We start from the raw sequence: 19,953 nt of genomic DNA, 5'->3' as shown, positions 1-19,953 counted from the left end.
CGGGACTCCTGCAGGAGTTCCCGTTTTTACTGTTTTTGGCGGATATTTGTCATACAGTCTTGATTTTTGACCAAAGTTGATTTACGATTTGATTGGTGAATTACAAGTGTGGACGGGTATCAGAAGACGGAAGACCCATCAGCATGTCTGGGGGAATAAGGGTGGACAATTTGGAGAATAGGCTTGTGAGACTGGTGCTTAAAGGCGACCAGAGAGCCTTCGCAGAAATCGTTGAACTATATAAGGACAAGCTGTTTCATTTGGCATATCGGATGCTGAACAATCGTCATGAAGCTGAGGACGTTGTGCAGGAGACGTTTTTGCGTGTGTTTCGCAATATGGAGAAGTATGATCCGAACCAGAAGTTTTCAACCTGGATCTACCGGATCGCGACCAATCTGTGTATTGACCGACTGCGCAGAAAGAAACCTTCATACTCTTTGGATGCTGAACTGAATGATCAGGAAGGATCGGATGGTTATGCGATGCTTCCGAGTGATGATCGTACACCAGAGAGTGAGGCACTGCTGTCAGAGACGCAAACGCTCATTCGTGAAGCCATTGACAGTTTGCCAGCCAAGTATAAGTCCGTTATGATTCTAAGGTATTTACAGGACTTGTCGTTACAGGAAATCAGTGACGTGACAGGTATGCCCGTAACAACGATCAAGACACGCGTTCATCGGGGCCGTGATTTTCTACGTAAAAAATTGGAATACAAGTTATAAATGTTATACGCCTTGAAATATGGGCAAAATTATTTGAAACATATCCGAAACGGATGCGTATGTAATGTATGCAAGTCTTATGCGTGCTTTTTAATGGCTCATGGACTAAGTGATTTAAGAAAGGATTGGCTCTCATATGGATTGCAACTCGGCCGTCTCTTTAATGCATGAATGTTTGGATGAGTCGTTGTCCCCGGCCCAGAAGGTTGAATTAAAAAGTCACCTGGTGATCTGTCCGGATTGTCGCATGCGCTTTAAAGAGTTGGAACAGACGGAAATGCTACTCTTTGCCATGAAACACTATTCACCGTCTGCCTCTGATGAGCTGACCAATCGAATTATGAATGCTCTGCCCCAGCCCAAGAGACAGCAAATATGGCTCAAATGGGTCAAAGGACATCCCGCGCTGACGGCGGCAGCCTTCTTTTTGGTCGTGATGCTCTTTAGCGCCTTGAATTTCTGGAATCAGAATAACGAAATGGTTGTTAAGGGAAATAATCTGGACCAGATCGTGATTCAAGGTAACACGGTTATTGTTCCTGAAGGTAAGTCAATTGCTGGCGATCTTACGATAGAAAATGGAACCGCACAAGTATATGGTGATGTGAACGGCAATCTGACGGTTATCGACGGACAACTGTTTCAGGCTTCAACGGCGCATATTTCGGGTCAGGTGAAAAGTATTGATCAAGCGCTGGACTGGGTCTGGTACAAAATAACCAATATGGTAAATGAAGTGGCTTATCGCTAGAACAGGGTAAAATCTTCAATGGTATATACCAAGCAGGGTACCTCCAGATTGCATGGGGTACTCTTTTTTTATACGTAAACTTTGTAATTCATGGTAAATGTGATGTTTATGTGCAGTTTGAGACTGCCGTAACTTGCAACCTGAACGTTAACGTTATAACCTAGATACTAAAGAGAACATACTACTACATATAGATAAGCATTTTGTATATATCGAATGATGCAAAAATGCGTAGACAAAGGATTATATAAAATCCTAATGGGTTAATATGAGATCAGGGTTTACTCATCAATGGGGATAGCGGGGGCTGGCTTATGAATTATTTTGCTGACTTAACGTGGACAGAGTCCATTAAGGACGTTATCGATATATTGATCGTTACCTATATTATGTACAAACTGATTTTGCTTGTGCGGGGTACACGTGCTGTTCAGCTCCTGAAAGGAATTCTGTTCCTTGTGCTGATCTGGGCATTAAGTACGTGGCTAAACCTGTATACGCTCAAATGGTTAATGAACCAAATGTTTACGTTTGGTGTCGTTGCGGTGTTCATTATCTTTCAGCCGGAACTGCGTCGTGGTCTGGAGCAATTGGGACGCGGTAAGCTATTTGGTCGTTCAGCGGCAGCGAGTGATGAAGAGTTAACGGTGTTAATTGGTGAGATTATTAAGTCTGTTAATTATCTGTCACGGCGTAAAATCGGCGCATTGGTCGTATTTGAACGTGAAACGGGTCTGAACGATTACACAGAATCGGGTATTAAGATGCACTCTCTGGTCAGCTCGGAGCTGATGATTAACATCTTTATTCCAAATACACCGCTCCATGATGGAGCCGTCATTATACAAGGGAAACAGATTTCGGCGGCAGCTTGTTATTTGCCATTATCAGAGAATCCGTTTATCAGTAAAGAATTGGGGACACGCCATCGTGCAGCCATCGGGATCACCGAAGTTGCAGATGCGATCTGTTTGGTTGTCTCCGAGGAGACCGGACAAGTATCACTGGCGATGAACGGGCAGGTCGTTCGTGATATTAAGGAAGAATCACTGATTGCCAAACTGTATGAGGAGTTGCGCCCTACATCCAATCTGAAAAAGAATGGTTGGACAACCTTCTGGAAACGGAAGGGAGGACGTAACAATGGATAAGTGGTTTAACAATAATAACTTCGCCAAAATACTTGCGCTTGCGGTGAGTCTGCTGCTCTGGTTCATGATTCATCTGGATGAAGTACCAACCACCCCTACGATTACAACAGGCACAACCAATAAGGTTGTGGAACGTACGGTGCCTGTTCAACCTTATGGATTAGACAGCAACAGCTATGTGCTTACTTCATTAAGTACGGATGAGGTCCGGTTGGAGATTAAAGGACAGCGTTCGATGCTCACATCGATTTTTACCAATGATGATTACAAGGTACTGGTGGATCTGAGCCAAGTGAAAGATGGGTCGAATACACTGCCGCTTGTACCTGATTTGCCATCCGGGGTGGAAGTAGTCAGTATGGAGCCTTCCATGGTTACCGTGAATGTAGAAAAATTGGGCACCAAATCCTTCAATGTGAATATTGTACCCGAAGGGGAACCATCCGCCGGATACAGCGCTGGAACGCCCGTGATTGAACCTTCGACGCCGGTCAAGGTAACTCTGCCCGAAGGACAACTCGAGGCAGTAGCGAAGGTCCAGGGCAGTCTGAGCGTAAAAGATGCCAAGGAAGATGTCATACAGAAAAAAGTGAAGCTTCAAGCATACGATGCTGAAGGTAAGGTCCTTGAAAACGCGATTATAACGCCTCAAACGGTTGAAGTCCGAGTTCCGGTCAGTCAGCCCTATACATCTATACCCTTAAGAATCAAATATTCGGGACAGCTACCAGAAGGCCTGGTTCTCTCCACAGTAGAGCCTAGCGTGAAAGAAGTCTCGGTTTATGGATCTGAGGATGCGCTTGCGGGTATACAGTCCTACGACCAAGTAACCCTTGATCTTACCCAGTTTGATCAGTCGGGTACATCGACAGTTAACGTGGACTTGACGCCGCCTTCCGGTTTTGAGAAAATCGAGCCTAGTTCGATTCAGCTCAAGGTAACCATATCACCATTTGACGAGGCAGAGGAGACAACGAAAGTCTTTCCGAACGTCCCCATCACACTTACCGGTGCGGGAAATGGACTGGAAGGGACGCTGGTTACGCCTCGAAGCGGCGGTCTGAACCTTACACTCACAGGCTCACCAAGCATGCTTGAGGGTCTGAGTAGTGAGGATATCAAGTTGACAGGTGATCTTGCTGGACTTGCGGTTGGAACGCATGAGATCAAGCTTGAAGCCGACCTGCCCCGTTTTGCCAAACTGGATGAATCGTCCAATGCTCTGAGTGCAACGGTCAAAATTAGCGAAAAGGCTGAAGACACAACGACTACTCCTAGCGAAGAGCCGACTGACGAGGGAACGGTAGCACCTGACCCTTCACCAGCCGAGGTCGAAAATGGGGGAACTGAGCCTGTTCCTGATGAAGAAGAAACGGAATCGAATACGGATACTCAGGATCAGGGCCAACAGGGTAACACAAACAGTCGAGGTAATTTAAATAATAATAACAGCGGTACTGGCAGTAAAAGTGGCACGAATCCGTAAACGTTCTAATTTTAAAATTCTCAAAAAATAATATTAGTGCTCGTATATGATGCGAATAGAAGGAGTTAAATCATGGGGAAATATTTTGGTACAGACGGTGTAAGAGGAGTTGCCAATAAAGAGTTAACGGCAGAGCTTGCTTACAGCATTGGACGTTGTGGTGGTTACGTGCTTGCAGGTGGTGTGGAAAGACCAAAAGTGGTTATTGGCATGGATACTCGTATCTCGGGATTGATGTTGGAATCCGCACTGGTTGCAGGTCTGTTGTCCATTGGCGCTGATGTAATTCGTCTGGGCGTTGTATCCACTCCCGGAGTAGCATATATTGCACGTTTGCTGAAAGCTGACGCAGGTGTGATGATCTCGGCTTCCCACAATCCTGTAGAGGATAACGGTATCAAGTTCTTTGGGGGAGATGGCTTCAAGCTGTCCGATGAGACAGAGAACCGGATTGAAGAGCTGATGGATGCGGAGACAGATCAATTGCCACGACCAGTGGGTGGCGGTCTAGGTACAGTAACGATGGATGAGGAATCCCGTTATCGTTACCTCGACTTCCTGAAAACGACGGTTAATGAGTCGTTCTCTGGTCTTAAAATTGTTTTGGACTGTGCGAACGGAGCAGCTTATGAGCTGGCACCGAAATTATTCAGTGAACTTGGTGCAGAAGTCATTGCCATTGGCGCTGAGCCAAACGGCCTGAATATTAATGAGCAATGTGGCTCAACGCATCCAGAGAACCTGAAACAGGAAGTGCTCAAACATAAAGCGGATCTGGGTCTTGCTTTTGACGGGGATGCAGATCGTCTGATTGCTATTGATGAGACTGGCGCTGAGGTGGATGGAGACTTCATTCTGTGTATCTGTGGTGATGCCATGAATCGTGCAGGCAAGTTGAAGGACAGCACCGTTGTATCAACGGTTATGAGTAACATCGGATTCTACAAAGCAACAGAGAAACTTGCACTGAAAACAGCTAAAACTGCAGTAGGTGACCGTTATGTGATGGAGGAAATGCGTCGCGGCGGTTACAACCTGGGCGGAGAGCAATCTGGCCATGTTATTTTCCTGGATTACAATACAACGGGAGATGGCATGCTGACTGCGATTCAACTCGTGGATACGCTCAAGGCTTCCGGTAAAAAACTGAGTGAGCTCAAAGCGCTAATGACCCAGTACCCACAAGTATTGGTGAATGTGCGTGTTGAAGATAAGAGCAAATATGAAGGAAATTCTACAATTGAGCAAGCTATTGCTACAGTAGAACAACAACTTGGCGATAATGGGCGTGTGCTCGTTCGTGCTTCTGGGACAGAATCTCTGATCCGTGTTATGGCAGAAGGACCAGATAAAGACGAACTTGAACAATTTGTGTCTCAAATCGCGGATGTAGTTCAAAAAGAACTGGTATAGGATTGGTACGTGTTCAAAAAGTCTGGTTTTCAGTACCAAGAAGATGGAATGAAGATAGAAATGAAGTAGCGGAGTGTAGGCAAACTACCTGAGCAACCACAATGTTTCCAAAGGAAACATACTTCGTAAGCCTCCTGCTTATTTCGGCTGAATTTCATATTCGATGCTGATAATGCCATTAGGCATGATTCGTAATCAAAAGCGGACTTTTTGAATTTCCTCTATTCATTAATATTCCTGCGTCCCGGCCTGATGAGACCATAGGTCCGATTATCCGGTCGGGATTGTGGGTAAATATGCTGAAATTGTCACAGGTACTTTGCTCCATTGCAAAATGGACCTGACGTGCATATAATGAGTGGAGTCGTCATTCAGACACAGAAAGTGAGGAACGTAAGGTTACAGTTACACAAGCGCCAGAGCTTGGAGTTGCGCGGGATGATGTTGATCAGGATTTCTTCTAGGTTGAAGAACGGCTGATTAAGATCAACGGCAATCAAGCTGACGAGGTGGAGGTGTTCGGATTGTTCGGCGGGGACCTCCCGGTGAAGCACCAGAGCCGTAAACCGGATTGCGGAAAATGGATAGGTGACTGTCCACACAACGCGCCGGTGCAGGTGCAAGAGTCATACTAAAATTCAAATGAATGTGCGTGAAGAGCGTAAACAGTACGCGGACGGGAAAATGATGTACATTCATGATTGCATTCATAACAGCTTATGATGACAGCGGGGCGACACGAGGTCGCTCTGATCATTGATAATTGAATAAGTACCAAGTATTCATGAAACGCTAGGCAATCACTCATTTTTCCGATATGCCGCCTCTGCCTGTTTCTCTTCGTGACACAGTATTCATATACAAACGGAGGAAATAAACTATGTGCGGTATTGTTGGATATATTGGTAATAAGAACACTCAATCGGTATTGGTCGAAGGATTGAAGAAACTCGAGTATCGTGGTTATGATTCTGCAGGTATTGCGGTATTCACACCAGAAGGTCTGCAAATCACGAAAGCTCTGGGTCGCCTTGCGAACCTTGAAGCCAAGCTGGATGGTGCACCACTGGTAGGTAATGCCGGAATCGGACACACACGTTGGGCTACTCATGGTAAACCATCGGATGAAAACTCTCATCCACACACAGATGGAAGTCAGAAGTTCTCTGTTGTGCATAACGGTATTATTGAGAACTACCTGGATCTGAAGGACGAATTGATGGCTCAAGGTCATACGTTCACTTCCGAGACAGATACTGAGGTTATCTCTCACCTGATCGCACGTGAATACAATGGTGATATCGTTAAAACAGTACAAAAAGTGATCACGTTGTTGCGTGGCGCATTTGCACTGGGTGTGTTGACTGAGCATGAGCCTGAGAAACTCGTAGCTGTGCGTCAAGCAAGTCCATTGATTATCGGTATTGGTGAAGGCGAGAACTTCATTGGTTCCGACATCCCGGCAATTCTGGAACATACACGTAACGTGTACATTCTTAATGATGGTGAAATGGCTGTATTGACACATGATGCTGTCGAATTGATGACGATTGAAGGCAACTTTATTTCTCGGGAAATGATTCGTGTCGATTGGGATGCTGTAACCGCAGAAAAAGGCGGATTCGAGCACTTCATGCTGAAAGAAATTCATGAGCAACCAAAAGCATATCGTGATACTATGCTGGGTCGCATCGATAATGAAGGCAAAAAAGTTCAACTTCCTGAGTTGAAAATGACTGAAGAACAAATTAAAAATATCCGTAACGTTCAAATCATTGCATGTGGTACAGCGTACCATGCAGGTCTGGTTGGACGTACAGTGATTGAGCAATTGGTGCGTATTCCGGTTGAAACAGATGTGGCTTCCGAGTACCGTTACCGTTCCCCAATCGTGCACAAAGATACACTCGTCATCGTAGTGAGCCAATCTGGTGAAACTGCCGATACGCTTGCTGCATTGCGTGAAGCACAATCGAATGGTGCACATGTACTTGCAATCACAAACGTCGTGGGCAGCTCCATTGCACGTGATGCAGATGATGTTATCGCAACATTGGCAGGTCCTGAAATTGCTGTAGCTTCTACCAAAGCGTATACTTCACAGTTGATCGCGTTCAACTTGCTTGGTCTGTACCTTGCACAAGTTCGTGGTACACAATCTGCTGAAGAGATTGCACACACGCTGGCAGCGATGCAAGCATTGCCTGAGCAAGTGGAATCCATGTTGGAGCAAGCCGATGCAATCAAAGGATATGCAGAGCAAATCTCCAAACATGAACATCTCTTCTTCATCGGCCGTGGTCTTGACTATGCAGTAGCTCAAGAAGGATCGTTGAAACTGAAAGAGATCTCTTATATTCACTCCGAGGCTTATGCTGCGGGTGAGTTGAAACACGGTACGCTTGCACTGATCGAAGACGGTATTCCTGTTATTGCCCTGGCAACGCAGGAGAACGTACTTGAGAAAACAGTGAGTAACATCAAAGAAGTGAAAGCACGTGGCGCGGATGTACTGGCAATTACGTACGAAGAGCACGTAGCACCATTGCTGAAATCCGTAGACCAAGCGTTTGCCATTCCTAAGACGTTGCCACTCTTGAGCCCGGCTCTGTCTGTAGTTGCGCTGCAATTGCTGGCATACTATGCTTCCCTGGCACTGGGTCATGATGTGGATAAACCACGTAACCTGGCGAAAAGCGTAACGGTTGAGTAAGGTTGATTCTGAATTTATTTTTTAACAAGTTGTTCAGTTACATTATAGTTGGTAAATTGACATTATAGTTTGACAATTTCCATTATAGTTGGTAAATGGACATTATAGTTGGTAAGTGAAAACGACGATCAAGATTAATAAAAGCTAATAACTTATAGAGTAATATTAAACAGTCCTGATGATTAAATGTCATCAGGACTGTTCTTTAATTTAAGGAGGGTGTTGATTTGTCCACTATTGGAGAACGAATTAGAAGCATCCGTAAGCTACATAAGTTAAATCAGACTGAGTTCGCTAGTATCATTAAAGTATCTCAGGGGACACTGAGTGAGTTGGAACAAGATAAATATAAACCTTCATTAGACATTGTTATGGCACTTCACGATCAATTTAAAACAGATCTCTATTGGTTAGTTTATGGACTTGACCAAGTCAGTGATATATCTGTCAGTAAAGGCCTTGGAGATGGTGAAGTCAGACTTATTTCAGAATATAGGAATTTAAAACCAAGTGACCAGGATGAAATTAGAGACTTTATTAAGCTGAAAATACATCGATATCATTTAAAGTAATGATTATTAAGGCGTTACATTTCAAATAAAATAATATAGTAAGAGGGTAGTGCTGAGAGAAATAATCAGACACTATCCTTTTTTATTGTCAGGCCTCAATAAGTTACTTATTGAAAGGGTAAAATTCACTTCCTCATCAGTACAAACACAATATATTGTGTTATAATGTGTTATAAACACTATAATTAGTGTGTAAAACGAATCTTAGGAGGGGAATTATGAAACTTTCTGATCATTTCAAGCAACTACTTGGGGATATCTCATTAAATCCTACTCGAGTAGACAGAATCGATAGTGCGTATGAAACTTGGAATAGTATTCTAGAGAATGATGATGAGATTAAGGAGAAGTATCTTGATTTTTTTCTTCAAGGTTCTTATGCTACTGAAACTTCAATTAGACCTCAGAAGCAGGGAGAAGAGTTTGATGTTGATGTTGTCCTAAAGCTTGATTTAGCCGATGATATAACTCCTAAAGACGCATTAGATTGGCTTGTTAAACGTATGAAAACAAATGAGAGTTACAAAGATAAAATCAAAGCAAGAGATCGTTGTGTTCGTATAAATTATGCTGGTGATTTTCATATGGACATCGTCTTAGCTAAGACGTCAGATAACGACCATATTGTAATACCTAGTAAAAAAGAGGGCGAGTGGAAGAAGACTAATCCCAAAGGGTTTCAAGAATGGTGTAGAGATGTTCACTATGATCATAATGAACAATTTAGGAAAATTACAAAATTACTCAGATATTGGAGAGATCATAAGGTAGGTAAACAAACAGCTCCAAAATCGATATTATTAACGACTTTGATCGGAAATAGTATGGTTGGGAAGAATTCTGTAGCCGAAAGCTTGTTAGAGACCATAAAGCAAATACTTATTGATCTTGATTCTTATATTCAACTTGATAATACTGTTTTTATTGAAAATCCTTCGTTAACCGAAGAAAATTTGGCAAGGGATTGGGATAAGGAAAAACTTGAAAAATTTAAGAAAAAGCTTTCCACTCTAAAAGATGACGTTCAGGATGCCTATGATGAGAGTAACAAAGCTGAGAGTATTAAAAAGTGGCAAGCTATCTTTGATAAATTCCCGACAGAGCTCAATGAAGCATCTGCAATATCAACTAGAATTAATGCGGGAGCTGTTTTAGTAAACACAAGTGGCCTATTAAACACTGAAGAGGGGATTAACTCACCGAAGCATCGTTTCTTTGGGGTGAACAAAAAATGATAAAGAAACGAAAAAAGAGAATTCCACCTAGACGCGTACACTCATTAAACTTAGCTTTGCAAAACTTCTGGATAAAAAAGTACTTTCCTCAGTTCGAATATCAAGATGACGCCAAACAGTGGAGTGGCAGATTAATATCCACGCATATGCAGGAAACCTATTCAGTCAAAATTGTTTATAAATCTGAATACCCTCAAGTGTTTATTACACATCCGCAAATAATAAAAAATAGCCCGCATACATACGATGATAATTCTTTGTGTCTGTATTATCCACCAGATAAGAGTTATAAAAAGGATAAACTAATTGCAAAGACGATTATTCCTTGGACCTGTGAGTGGCTATATTACTATGAAATCTGGTTAGAGACAGGGGTTTGGTGGGGACCTGAGGCTCCCCATAGCATTCATTCATCCAAAGGGGAAAAGATTTTAAGAAAAATCGGTAGGGGGCTGTGATGTGAACTGGGAGCAAATTAAGAGTAATGGTTGGATACCACGTGACGGGAAAAACTTACGCATATTATCTCTTGATGGGGGTGGCATTAGAGGAATATTCCCTGCAAGATATCTAGCGAAATTTGAGAAAGAGACAGGCATGCCCGTCAATCAATACTTTGACATGATCGTAGGAACATCGACCGGGGGAATATTGGCATTAGGGCTCTCTATTGGGATACCAGCAGATGAGTTAGTCACATTTTATGTATCTAATGCGCAAAACATTTTCAAGAAAAGAATGTTTAGTATGAGAGGTATATTGACTAACCAATATAAGAATACTGGGCTACGTGAAAAACTGGCAGAGGTATTTAAAGATAACAAGATGATTGATGCTCAAACCATGCTATGTATTCCGTCCGTTGAGCATAGTAGGGCCTCGCCCAAAGTATTCAAAACTCCACACTGTCAACACCTGTTTAATGACGCCCAATATCTGATGTCAGATGTTGCTTTAGCAACCTCAGCTGCTCCAACATATTTTCCTGCTGTTTCGATCGACGGCAATGATTGTAAAATTGATGGAGGACTATGGGCTAATAATCCGGCTTTAGTTGGTATAGCTGAAGCTTTTGTTCTTGGTTATGATGTGAATACGATAAGGATGCTATCATTGGGGACAGGGTCTCATATCTATAGCGTGAATAACAAGATAGCCGAGAAGAGTTCACTTATTAGGTATCGTGATCGAATTGTGGATCTTACCATGCAACTGCAAACGACTAGTGCAGCATATACTGCGGGCCATTTATTAAATGAGAATATACATCGTGTTGATTTTCAGTTGAAGCAACCGATGAGGTTATCTGAAACTAGGTTATCTAAGCTAAATGAATTACAACATGAGGCTGATGTTCAATTTATAAGTTCTTATATGAAAGTAAACGCATTGTTCTTACAGAGCGCCAATAAATCAGTTGGGTAATATTTTGGATGCAGTACTCAGTTCGATCAGGTATTGAAATAGATAATTATGAATTGGATATACGCCCTACTAAGAGCAATCACATTGAGATTGTTCTTTTTTATGTGTTTAAAAAGGTGAAAATAGTTAATACATGATTCTAACTTGATAAAAAGGAGTGGTGGGGGTGCATTTCAAAGCTTTGGAGGAATTTGTAGAGAACTTACAGTACAGTAAAATGGTAAAGCTAAAAAAATGTATGGATTTACTTCGAGTATCTGTAGGAGAAGATCAAAACAAACGGGGCTTAAGGCGAATGGAGTGGACTGAACTAGGTATTGTGGGTACATTTATTTCGATGAATGTATATGATAAGTGCAATAAGGAATTAATGGAATGCTTCGACAATCATGGTGTATTAGGTCAGGTTATGAACATTAAATGGAGGGATCTGCTACCACAAGAACAGTTGCTCGTTTCTAGTCTTTGTAAACCGAAAGAACCATATATAAGATTCTCCCCAAAAAGAATCAAGAATGAGTCTGGATTTGATTATGATGTATACAAATCAAAATTGAGGAACCAATCGATCCACTCACAGTTGATTGAATGGAAATCAAATAAATGGATTTATACCCATTTATTCGGCTCGTGGGTGATCATTCGCAAACGAGCTCTACAAGGACTATTGGAACAAGAAAAACGAAAAGAGATCTTACCAGTCGGGAGTATTTCTTTGATTCAGTCCGATCCGGAGATAAGCTCTTTACACGTTCAAAAATATCTCGGAAATGACACTCTTATTAGTCGCGGTCGTGTGGATATGTCTAAAGTAAAAGAGTACGCGGCAAGAGGATTTTTTTCTCTGCCTAAGATTCAACAGCTACAGAAAATATCAGATGTAAGAAGCACATATAGCTTAATGGAACTTACCAAGGATCGAAGGTCAGCTGCTCAAATACATCAGAAACAATTTTTATATTCTAAGTTGAGTCGAGAATCAAAAATGTAATGTCGACTTACAATAGGAATGTCTCATTTGAACAGACTATTTCAAAAAGAAATCTACACAATATGGTGCCATATCCATTAATTCTGCATATCCATTATATGAAAGAACCATTGTAGGAAGCTGATGCACTAATGTATTTATTGTTCGAATACCTTCATCAAAAGAGGAACCTAGGTCGGTATGCTGTTTAAGAATGAATTTAAGACTCTCATTTTGAGATGGAACGTAAAGTATTGGTTCAAGTAAATTTCGCTCCGGTTTAAGTAAAAGAATTTTTTTGATTGGTAACGGTTCTTTTTCAATATTTGAGCACACTTCATGTGCAGGTCTATTATGTTTAGATAACTTACCATCCATGTTAGTCCAATATCCAACAGGCCTAGGGAATGGCTCGACAACTTTACTACGTCTATGGATAACAGCTAATTCATCAGTCATTAGTGAAAATCCATGTTTCTTAGCTATATTTAGGGAGAGTGTACTCTTTCCACTTCCTGATTCACCTATAATTAAATAGGCACTATGATTATTATTGGAAATAGATGCAGCATGAATTCCAATAAATCGATCTTTTAATGGATAAAGGTCAAATGGGGGAAGAGGAGGCTTATAACTAGTCCATTCAGTAAATTCTTTTTGCTGCAAAGTTTGATATTTCACACCAAATAATGGTCCTTTTTCACTAGATGGTCTTGATCGGAATAAATATTTCCCTATCTCTTCAAGATCAATATCTAAAATTATTTCTGGCCCATTATTCTCAAAATCAATATAGCTATGAAGATGCTCCTTAATTTGTTCTAAGCAATTTTTATACTTGCATCTGACTTGGATGTGTACACCAAATATTGTGAAAAAACTTATATAACTATTCACTTAAGGTTTCACCTCTATTTCTTAAATGGCGTACAGATTCTTTTAGTGTTAAATTACTTTTTGAGGTTATCTTTTCGAGTCTATAAAACATTTCTTTTTTTAGGATAACGTAGTAGTTTTCCGGTTGACTTGTTACTAAAACGGATTCACCTTTATCTAAATCACTGTACCACCAGCCTTTAATTAACAATAAATCATTCAACATTATTCACCTCGAACTCCTATTGAAAAAAGATATGAAGCATACGGTACTTCTGGTTGTAGTTTCAATCTCGAAAACATGGTCTGATCACATACAGCAGGAGTTAAAAAGATTCCAAGACCAATATCTGTGGCGGAAAGGCAAATGCGCTGACCTAATCTTCCTAATTCAATTAATTGATCTTCATACATTGACGACTGTATGTCCATTTGATTTACGATTACAATGGTGAAATTTCCTTCGGAAGCGGGCTTTTGTCCAATTGTTAAAGTTTGTAATTCATTCCTTGATATATTTGTAACAATCAAAGTTAGCTTAAATTCGCCTTTTTCCATGTTCATGCGATACAAACCAGGTTGTATTCCGTCCACATTGAATATAAACACGAACACAGTTGCTTTTAGATTCGGCAAATTTGTAAATGCTGACTTAGAGATATATCTAAACGAATCTTCGGAGATTGAGATATCCACAAATTTTCTAGTGGTTTCCCTTGATAATAAAGAACCCACTAAATTATCTAATTGTACTACGTCACTTTGATATGCAAATATACTTTCGTTGTATGAGTGGATAGTATACGAATGGTTTAGTAAAGATAAATACCATCCATAATCACTCCACAGTTGTACGTCTTTCTTTTTATGAACAATTTTATCTGCTGGTACAACAATGCCGTCTTCCTTGAGAATTTCTATAAATTTTTGATCTTCTTTCATTTCATGAATTTCTCTAGGTTCAATGAATTGGGTTAGTAGCTTAATATCTTTAGGAGATATTGGTATACTTTTAACTTTAGGATATGACACGTTGCATATTATAGAGCGGTCATAAAAGCTTAGCCATAAGAATGGATTTAGTACATATCTGCTTTCATGTAGATATTTATCTCTCGAATCATCTATTCTATATTCATTTTTATGTGAGGAAGATTCTTTTTTTGTTACAAATATTAAGCTTAAAGCGGGTTCCTTCAGCCAATTTAAACCGATTTGTTTTCCTATAAAATTAGCGTAGGAAATCGACATTGATTCTGTTTTCATATTTAAAGAATTTACAACCAAGTGAAAAGTTTCTACCATATGCCCTACATCCATTAATACTGGTCTAAATGCTCGGATATCTCGATATCTCCACATTGCCCTTTCAGGTTCAATAGCAAGGACGAGACCAAACAAAACGTTTTCCGGTACTATCGATAGATTAAAATTAACATTTAATCTAATTAAGACATGGTTTTTCACACCATAAGCGTAAACGCCTGGTGAGATACCCGAGAGAGTTTTTTTCAAAATTAGGACACCTTCTACAGGGTGACGCCCTCCACCAGAGGGACTAGTCTTTTTAAGTAACTTTCCTGTGTAAGTGTCTTTTTCCTTTAGCTTTCCAAGTGTTACATATAATATATTAGAAAGACTTTCTAGAGTAATATCGCCTAATAAATCAAAATCCTTAATGTTCGGTTCGGGTAGTTCAATACTTTTTCCTTCATGGTCTTTATAAATAGAAGGAGGTTGTTGATGATTTAGATACTCTGACATCAATTTACGATCATCCTCCATCCAAGTAGGCGTGTTGTAGTCGAGGAATGGATAATCGAAAACGGCACTATGATAATGTTCAGTTATGTTTTGATAATGATACTTTTTGTCTTGTTCACTTTGAATAAGTATCCCCTTATCAATTAGTTTTTGTAGAGTATTATCTGTTTTAGTATATGATTTTAATGTTTTTAAATTTGTTGCACTTGATGCATAAGTCAAAGTTTCAATAATACTCTCGTTGTGTACAAGAAAGGATGTTTTGGTTTTGCAATGAAATAGAGTCCAAGGAGTTCTAGAGATAGTCTTAGGCTCCATGAATTGACTTTGCAATAGAATTACATCAGGTGAGGTTCGATAATTAATGTCCATAATTTTAGCAATCCGCAGTAGGACATCTTGGTGTGTTACTTTGCAATAGTGCTCTACGTTGAGTAGGAAGTTCTTCAATACCATCGGAAGAAGGTAAAACAAATGCAACCGTATCTAGGGGAAGTTCATCCCAATTTCGAGGAAGATCAATACGATATTTTTGTAATATCTCATTAGAAAAGGCATACACTTTTCCATCGTCTAAATCCTGAATTATTACGGAAAGATCATTTTTTTTGTTTACACTACTACCACCATTATCTTCATTTTCGAATGGTCCCATAAAAAATATAACAGTGTTATTATCGTATACATACTGGTCTTTTTCATTAGATTTTATTAAGTATGCACAGTTATTATCATTGTCTTGAATCAGTACACTTCGTGTCATGGTTAATTTACCTCCAAAGTAAAATTTTATTATTAGATTATCCACTATAACGAACTTTATTCAGTGGATTGAAAAAGCGGAGCTCTATATTCCCCCTAGGTCGGTTCCTCTTCGTCTACTTATACCGCTTTTAGATACGCTGCCATGATATATTTAAGAGTCACCTAGGGAGTCGTTAAATTTGGAAGTCACATCTCGTCCGATCAGTAATCTATTTAAACATTACTCGACTTTCGTAGCTCAAATCTCCAAATAAACCCTTGATATAACTGGTAAACCAGAGATCTATTCCTGCAGTTTACAAAAAAAGATGTTTTACTTTCTTCTTGCTTTTCTTCGTTTTCGCTTGAGATATGTCGAAAAAAAACTCATCAGTGCCGAAGCGCCGTTTGGAAGTCCAGATCACGAACCTCATCGGCAAAGAGAAAAAAGAGTCCTCCCAGTGTCCGTTCATTACTGGTTGCACGTCGTTCATATGCCATCGCCAAATAGCGGCCGAATACAACCATCGTGTGGCAAATCAGTTGGTCAAACGAGCGTCCTTGAAATTCGGTTCACAGTTTCAAATAGCTCTTTGTAACTTTAGAAAGGTCTCAATACTCCAACGCATGCCGTAGATTCGTACAATTTCAGCCGCATCCAGCGTGACGTCTGTTACTTAAAATGGTAAGCCATTCACGATTGGCAGTGGTACCCGTGAAAGTGGTTATGGATAAGCTCGGAATACGAAATAAGACACAATTAGAAACGTGGATGAGATGGTATCGAAATGGAGAATTGCACCGCTTAGAGCAACCGGATGGTAAGCAATATAGCTACGGAAGAGGTTCAGAACACACTACAGAACTCGAAAAAATAAAAGCAGAAAACCGATTTTTGAAACAACAACTGGATCTGCTAAAAAAGTACAAGAAACTGGAAAAGAGGTGGAGGCATAAGTGATTATCGCTTGGGTCGAGTCCATTTGAAAAGAAGTAACCATATCTGAGGCCTGTGCATGGCTTGAATTGCTTGAGCGACCTACTAACGCTGGAAGGCAGTCTGGGAGAGCAAGCGTCCAGATCCGATGGTGGAGAAAGTAATTCAGCTTTGTACTCATCACAAGTTCCGATATGGATATTGAAAAATCACTACCTTGCTCCGGATTGAAGGTCCAATAAATCATAAACGAATACAGCTGATTATTCATTACGAGGGCTTTCAGTGCCGAATGAGGATGAAAAAACGAAAGAACACGGGGCAACCTGCAAACCTGCGGAACATTTGCTAAAGCGAAAATTTTATTCAGAAGCTCCTTTCCAAAAACAGGTGAGCGACATTACTTATTTGTCATTCGGTAATAAAATGTTATACCTTTCAAGCATTTTGGATCTGTACAACGGAGAGATTATCGCTTACAGTATAGCGGATAAATATGCTGTTCCACAGCGCTCAAGGTAGCGTGTATACTTCTCAAGTTTACCAGACTGTAGTAAAAGGAAAAGGCATTACCATGAGCATGTCCCGTAAAGGAACGCCCGCTGACAATGCCCCCATTGAGTCGTTTCATTCCACACTAAAGTCAGAAACGCTCTATCTTGAAGATCTCAAGTGTACAAAGACGGCCATCGCCCTTTAGACCGTTCAAGACTACTTCACCTACTATAACTTAATTCGTATTCAAGTGAAGCTAAATAACCAGTCTCAGATAAATTTCCGAAGACTTGCTGCTTAAACTTGCAAGGTGTTTTGACCCCTGTATCACAAAAGGGGTTCAGTCCCTACCAAACAAACGAGGTATTTTATGTAAATAGTATTAGCGATATTGAATTATTCTTACGCGCACAAGGGTTTAGGCTGATAATTCAGCTGCGAAAGTTGAGTTAATAAGTTGATTTTCCAATAACTGCCTTAGCAGAATCAAAAAGATTATCGTAATGCAATAGTTCGATCTTTTGCTCTGTTTTTGTACGACGTTTAATACGATAAGTTTTATCATTAAAATCTGCCCGACGTCCTGCAACAACGACGTAATGTAACCTTGTTCTATCTGGTGCTATAAACTCTAAGGGCAATGGTAGTTCTGGATTTTTATACTTTAAAATAGCTTCTTGGAACGATGAATAATAAGTTTCTAACCAATCAGCCCAGTCTTTCACCTGTCTAATCCCTTTCCTAAATGATTCGCCTAAATCTCCGTCCGCTAGAGTTATCTTCCCATATCTTGCTTCTAACTCAACAAAAATAAATTCATATCCACCTGAATTTTTTCCGATTATCAAGAAATCAACCTGAATAGTAGTACCTAACTTGAATTCGGGAAAAATGAACGCATCGTGATGGCCGAAGTTATAATTTTGCAAAATGGAGGCAATTATAAAGTACGCTTTGTTTTCTCGAATCCAGTTTAAGATGGTTCGTTCAGGTGTTCCAGGACTATCTAAAATCTGGGCGTACTTTTCGCATAAATTATTAAGCTTTAAATCATTTTTCAATTCTTCAATATCTAGATAGTTATTTGGAAAGAGACTCATGAAATGCCTTGCTGCTTTTGGATATTCTCTGAATAGACTTTTGCGTATTTCTATATCCCCTAATTTCCCAACCTTCTCTGCTTCCTTTTTTTCTTCCCACAGTTCCTTTTCTTCGGTGGTGAGAAAGTTGTAGTTTCTTTCATATATGCCCATGTATGTCCCTCTTTTTCAATTTTATTTACTATATTTTAATTTAACATAGTGACTTTAATTATCACATTTAAACGGCAACTAATAATAGTCTTGTCATGGAGAAGTATCTACATCTTAAGAAAGAGTGTTGATCGACCAAAAAACAAACGATTATATTCAAATTTCTACTGGGAAGCGAAAGGAATAAAAGTTATTTCAGAGTTATGTGATTAGAAGTGTCATAAGCGGATCTTTTTCGAACGAATGCATAAGAAGATGATATCCTAGCTCCTCCAACTACTCAATTATTACTCGAGTCATTTGTAGATTTATATGTTCAAGCCTCTTGTAGTCAAATAAGCGGAAAACTTATGATTTAATGACAACCTCCTCTGGCAGTTTTATATTGTATATTTGTCTTTCACCTTTGAGGTGGGTCATCATTTAGAAAACTCTTCTTTTAAAACTTAGGGAACGATTTAACTGTACGTAAAATCCTAGCAAGTTCGAGATAATTATTGGACTTAGAGAAAATGAACATTTCAATATTCTGTCTCCACACCCAGACACCAAGAGGAAGAAGAAGAGCGAATAAAATTAAAGAAACGATTTGATCCATTTCCCCCCAATTCAAGTTCTTGCTTACTGTCTCATTCCAGAAGGGAAAGATGAAAGCTGTAAAAATAGCAAAAGGAACCCATCCATTTTTTTTAATTGTTTCCCCTTCAATGGAATAATAAGCAATGAGATCATCTAGTGCATTATAATCGTAATCATTGTTTTTTAGATAATAGTAAACTTGATCACATCGAATAGAGAAGAGTACCTCTCGATCCAGTTTAAATTTATTTTTACCAATCATAAAAGCTAAATCCTTGTACTTTGATTTGATATGTATACGAGAAGACGAAATTGTAGCTAACATACAACAAAGAGAAATAACCAATAAAGAAACCATAGTTATTCCGTACATAGGGCTTAGATCCGCGTTCCAAAAAGCCATTAACACTCCAGAAACCATGAGTAAAATAATACTACTGGCTAGTGAGAGTAGAAAAATACCTTCAAACCATTTTGCACGCTTATTGAGTAGCTTATTTTGCAATGTAACATCTTCGAAGCAAATCTTGTACAATTCTTTTTTTAATTTTTGATCTTGAACTGAGTGTCTATACATCTCTATCAACTCTCCTTTATATACCATATCGGAGGAAGATAATATAAAAATTACTGTTGGGATGAAAGCGAAATAAAACACTTTAATTGATATAGCGATAACTTTGTATAAATTATCCGAATACGGATATAAAGATAGTAATAAAGGATAGGGGAGGATGCAGGATGGATGTTAGAGTTGTGGACCAGGAACAGTTCGCATTAGTCACAATACAAGGGATTTGTTTCCGAGATCAATACTACTCTTGTAGAGAAGCCTTGAAGGAACGCTGGTACGAGAAAGCG

17 protein-coding genes and 2 pseudogenes are annotated in these 19,953 nt (G+C 39.8%); 12 read left to right on the top strand and 7 right to left on the bottom strand.

The features are described from left to right. The first annotated feature begins 161 nt into the window (after positions 1-161). The 11 genes from sigW (at position 162) to NLBNIHML_RS13470 (ending at position 12,465) form a co-directional block, all read left to right on the top strand. On the top strand, positions 162-728 hold the full coding sequence (sigW, locus tag NLBNIHML_RS13520; protein ID WP_264933311.1) for an RNA polymerase sigma factor SigW: 567 nt from the start codon (positions 162-164) through the stop codon (positions 726-728). A 136-nt stretch (positions 729-864) separates the two neighbouring features. Beyond that, positions 865-1,479, top strand: a complete 615-nt coding sequence (locus NLBNIHML_RS13515; protein WP_339237968.1) for a zf-HC2 domain-containing protein — start codon at positions 865-867, stop codon at positions 1,477-1,479. 314 nt (positions 1,480-1,793) lie between these two features. After that, positions 1,794-2,630: a diadenylate cyclase CdaA gene (gene cdaA / locus NLBNIHML_RS13510; RefSeq protein ID WP_017692119.1), complete on the top strand. Its 837-nt coding sequence runs from the start codon at positions 1,794-1,796 to the stop codon at positions 2,628-2,630. After that, a complete protein-coding gene (locus NLBNIHML_RS13505) occupies positions 2,623-4,116 on the top strand; it encodes a CdaR family protein (protein WP_494354558.1) in 1,494 nt (497 codons plus the stop codon). Before cdaA ends, NLBNIHML_RS13505 begins: the two co-directional genes overlap by 8 nt. Positions 4,117-4,188: 72 nt before the next feature. After that, entirely contained in the window at positions 4,189-5,529 is a 1,341-nt protein-coding gene (glmM, locus tag NLBNIHML_RS13500; protein WP_494354557.1) for a phosphoglucosamine mutase, read from the top strand. 880 nt (positions 5,530-6,409) lie between these two features. Beyond that, positions 6,410-8,242, top strand: coding sequence for a glutamine--fructose-6-phosphate transaminase (isomerizing) (gene glmS / locus NLBNIHML_RS13495; RefSeq protein ID WP_338588635.1), 1,833 nt, complete (start codon positions 6,410-6,412; stop codon positions 8,240-8,242). 227 nt (positions 8,243-8,469) lie between these two features. Continuing rightward, entirely contained in the window at positions 8,470-8,814 is a 345-nt protein-coding gene (locus NLBNIHML_RS13490) for a helix-turn-helix domain-containing protein (RefSeq protein ID WP_494354556.1), read from the top strand. Between the two features lie 218 nt (positions 8,815-9,032). After that, positions 9,033-10,049, top strand: coding sequence for an SMODS domain-containing nucleotidyltransferase (locus NLBNIHML_RS13485; protein ID WP_494354555.1), 1,017 nt, complete (start codon positions 9,033-9,035; stop codon positions 10,047-10,049). Next, a complete protein-coding gene (locus NLBNIHML_RS13480) occupies positions 10,046-10,507 on the top strand; it encodes a type II CBASS E2 protein (RefSeq protein ID WP_494354554.1) in 462 nt (153 codons plus the stop codon). Before NLBNIHML_RS13485 ends, NLBNIHML_RS13480 begins: the two co-directional genes overlap by 4 nt. 1 nt (position 10,508) lies before the next feature. Next, on the top strand, positions 10,509-11,474 hold the full coding sequence (locus tag NLBNIHML_RS13475) for a CBASS cGAMP-activated phospholipase (RefSeq protein WP_494354553.1): 966 nt from the start codon (positions 10,509-10,511) through the stop codon (positions 11,472-11,474). A 166-nt stretch (positions 11,475-11,640) separates the two neighbouring features. Beyond that, positions 11,641-12,465 (top strand): hypothetical protein, encoded by an 825-nt coding sequence (locus NLBNIHML_RS13470; protein WP_494354552.1) that lies wholly within the window; start codon positions 11,641-11,643, stop codon positions 12,463-12,465. Between the two features lie 36 nt (positions 12,466-12,501). Here the strand turns inward: NLBNIHML_RS13470 and NLBNIHML_RS13465 are convergent, their stop codons facing one another. The 5 genes and pseudogenes from NLBNIHML_RS13465 to NLBNIHML_RS13445 all read right to left on the bottom strand — a co-directional run. Next, complete coding sequence (locus tag NLBNIHML_RS13465; protein ID WP_494354551.1) at positions 12,502-13,341, bottom strand: hypothetical protein; 840 nt, start codon at positions 13,339-13,341, stop codon at positions 12,502-12,504. After that, on the bottom strand, positions 13,334-13,546 hold the full coding sequence (locus tag NLBNIHML_RS13460) for a hypothetical protein (protein WP_494354550.1): 213 nt from the start codon (positions 13,544-13,546) through the stop codon (positions 13,334-13,336). The genes NLBNIHML_RS13465 and NLBNIHML_RS13460 overlap by 8 nt, the downstream gene beginning before the upstream one ends. Beyond that, on the bottom strand, positions 13,546-15,456 hold the full coding sequence (locus NLBNIHML_RS13455) for a nitroreductase family protein (RefSeq protein ID WP_494354549.1): 1,911 nt from the start codon (positions 15,454-15,456) through the stop codon (positions 13,546-13,548). The genes NLBNIHML_RS13460 and NLBNIHML_RS13455 overlap by 1 nt, the downstream gene beginning before the upstream one ends. Before the next feature lie 4 nt (positions 15,457-15,460). After that, the gene (locus NLBNIHML_RS13450; RefSeq protein ID WP_494354548.1) at positions 15,461-15,847 is read right to left on the bottom strand and encodes a hypothetical protein; all 387 of its coding nucleotides are present in this window, start codon (positions 15,845-15,847) and stop codon (positions 15,461-15,463) included. A 285-nt stretch (positions 15,848-16,132) separates the two neighbouring features. Beyond that, positions 16,133-16,530, bottom strand: a pseudogene (locus NLBNIHML_RS13445) (IS4 family transposase); the annotation flags it as partial. On the opposite strand from NLBNIHML_RS13445, the pseudogene NLBNIHML_RS13440 reads away from it, so the two are divergent. Beyond that, a pseudogene (locus NLBNIHML_RS13440) lies at positions 16,511-17,561 on the top strand (IS3 family transposase). The pseudogenes NLBNIHML_RS13445 and NLBNIHML_RS13440 sit on opposite strands and share 20 nt — an antisense overlap. A 148-nt stretch (positions 17,562-17,709) precedes the next feature. Here NLBNIHML_RS13440 and NLBNIHML_RS13435 read toward each other — a convergent pair. Both NLBNIHML_RS13435 and NLBNIHML_RS13430 read right to left on the bottom strand, forming a co-directional pair. Further along, positions 17,710-18,513: a Shedu anti-phage system protein SduA domain-containing protein gene (locus NLBNIHML_RS13435; RefSeq protein ID WP_494354547.1), complete on the bottom strand. Its 804-nt coding sequence runs from the start codon at positions 18,511-18,513 to the stop codon at positions 17,710-17,712. Positions 18,514-18,952: 439 nt separating this feature from the next. Beyond that, positions 18,953-19,669, bottom strand: coding sequence for a hypothetical protein (locus NLBNIHML_RS13430; protein WP_494354546.1), 717 nt, complete (start codon positions 19,667-19,669; stop codon positions 18,953-18,955). Positions 19,670-19,953: the final 284 nt, after the last annotated feature.

The organism is Paenibacillus sp. JNU01, assembly GCF_059130585.1.
The sequence above is the reverse complement of the archived record's forward strand: the minus strand, read 5'-3'. Positions and strand labels throughout refer to the sequence as shown.

Excerpts from the sequence above, each read along its gene's own strand:
- NLBNIHML_RS13435 (WP_494354547.1), bottom strand. The coding sequence starts at position 18,513 with ATGGGCATATATGAAAGAAACTACAACTTTCTCACCACCGAAGAAAAG.
- NLBNIHML_RS13515 (WP_339237968.1), top strand. The coding sequence starts at position 865 with ATGGATTGCAACTCGGCCGTCTCTTTAATGCATGAATGTTTGGATGAG.
- NLBNIHML_RS13505 (WP_494354558.1), top strand. The coding sequence starts at position 2,623 with ATGGATAAGTGGTTTAACAATAATAACTTCGCCAAAATACTTGCGCTT.
- NLBNIHML_RS13455 (WP_494354549.1), bottom strand. The coding sequence starts at position 15,456 with ATGGACATTAATTATCGAACCTCACCTGATGTAATTCTATTGCAAAGT.
- NLBNIHML_RS13460 (WP_494354550.1), bottom strand. The coding sequence starts at position 13,546 with ATGTTGAATGATTTATTGTTAATTAAAGGCTGGTGGTACAGTGATTTA.
- cdaA (WP_017692119.1), top strand. The coding sequence starts at position 1,794 with ATGAATTATTTTGCTGACTTAACGTGGACAGAGTCCATTAAGGACGTT.
- NLBNIHML_RS13430 (WP_494354546.1), bottom strand. The coding sequence starts at position 19,669 with ATGTATAGACACTCAGTTCAAGATCAAAAATTAAAAAAAGAATTGTAC.
- NLBNIHML_RS13480 (WP_494354554.1), top strand. The coding sequence starts at position 10,046 with ATGATAAAGAAACGAAAAAAGAGAATTCCACCTAGACGCGTACACTCA.
- NLBNIHML_RS13485 (WP_494354555.1), top strand. The coding sequence starts at position 9,033 with ATGAAACTTTCTGATCATTTCAAGCAACTACTTGGGGATATCTCATTA.
- glmS (WP_338588635.1), top strand. The coding sequence starts at position 6,410 with ATGTGCGGTATTGTTGGATATATTGGTAATAAGAACACTCAATCGGTA.
- glmM (WP_494354557.1), top strand. The coding sequence starts at position 4,189 with ATGGGGAAATATTTTGGTACAGACGGTGTAAGAGGAGTTGCCAATAAA.
- NLBNIHML_RS13450 (WP_494354548.1), bottom strand. The coding sequence starts at position 15,847 with ATGACACGAAGTGTACTGATTCAAGACAATGATAATAACTGTGCATAC.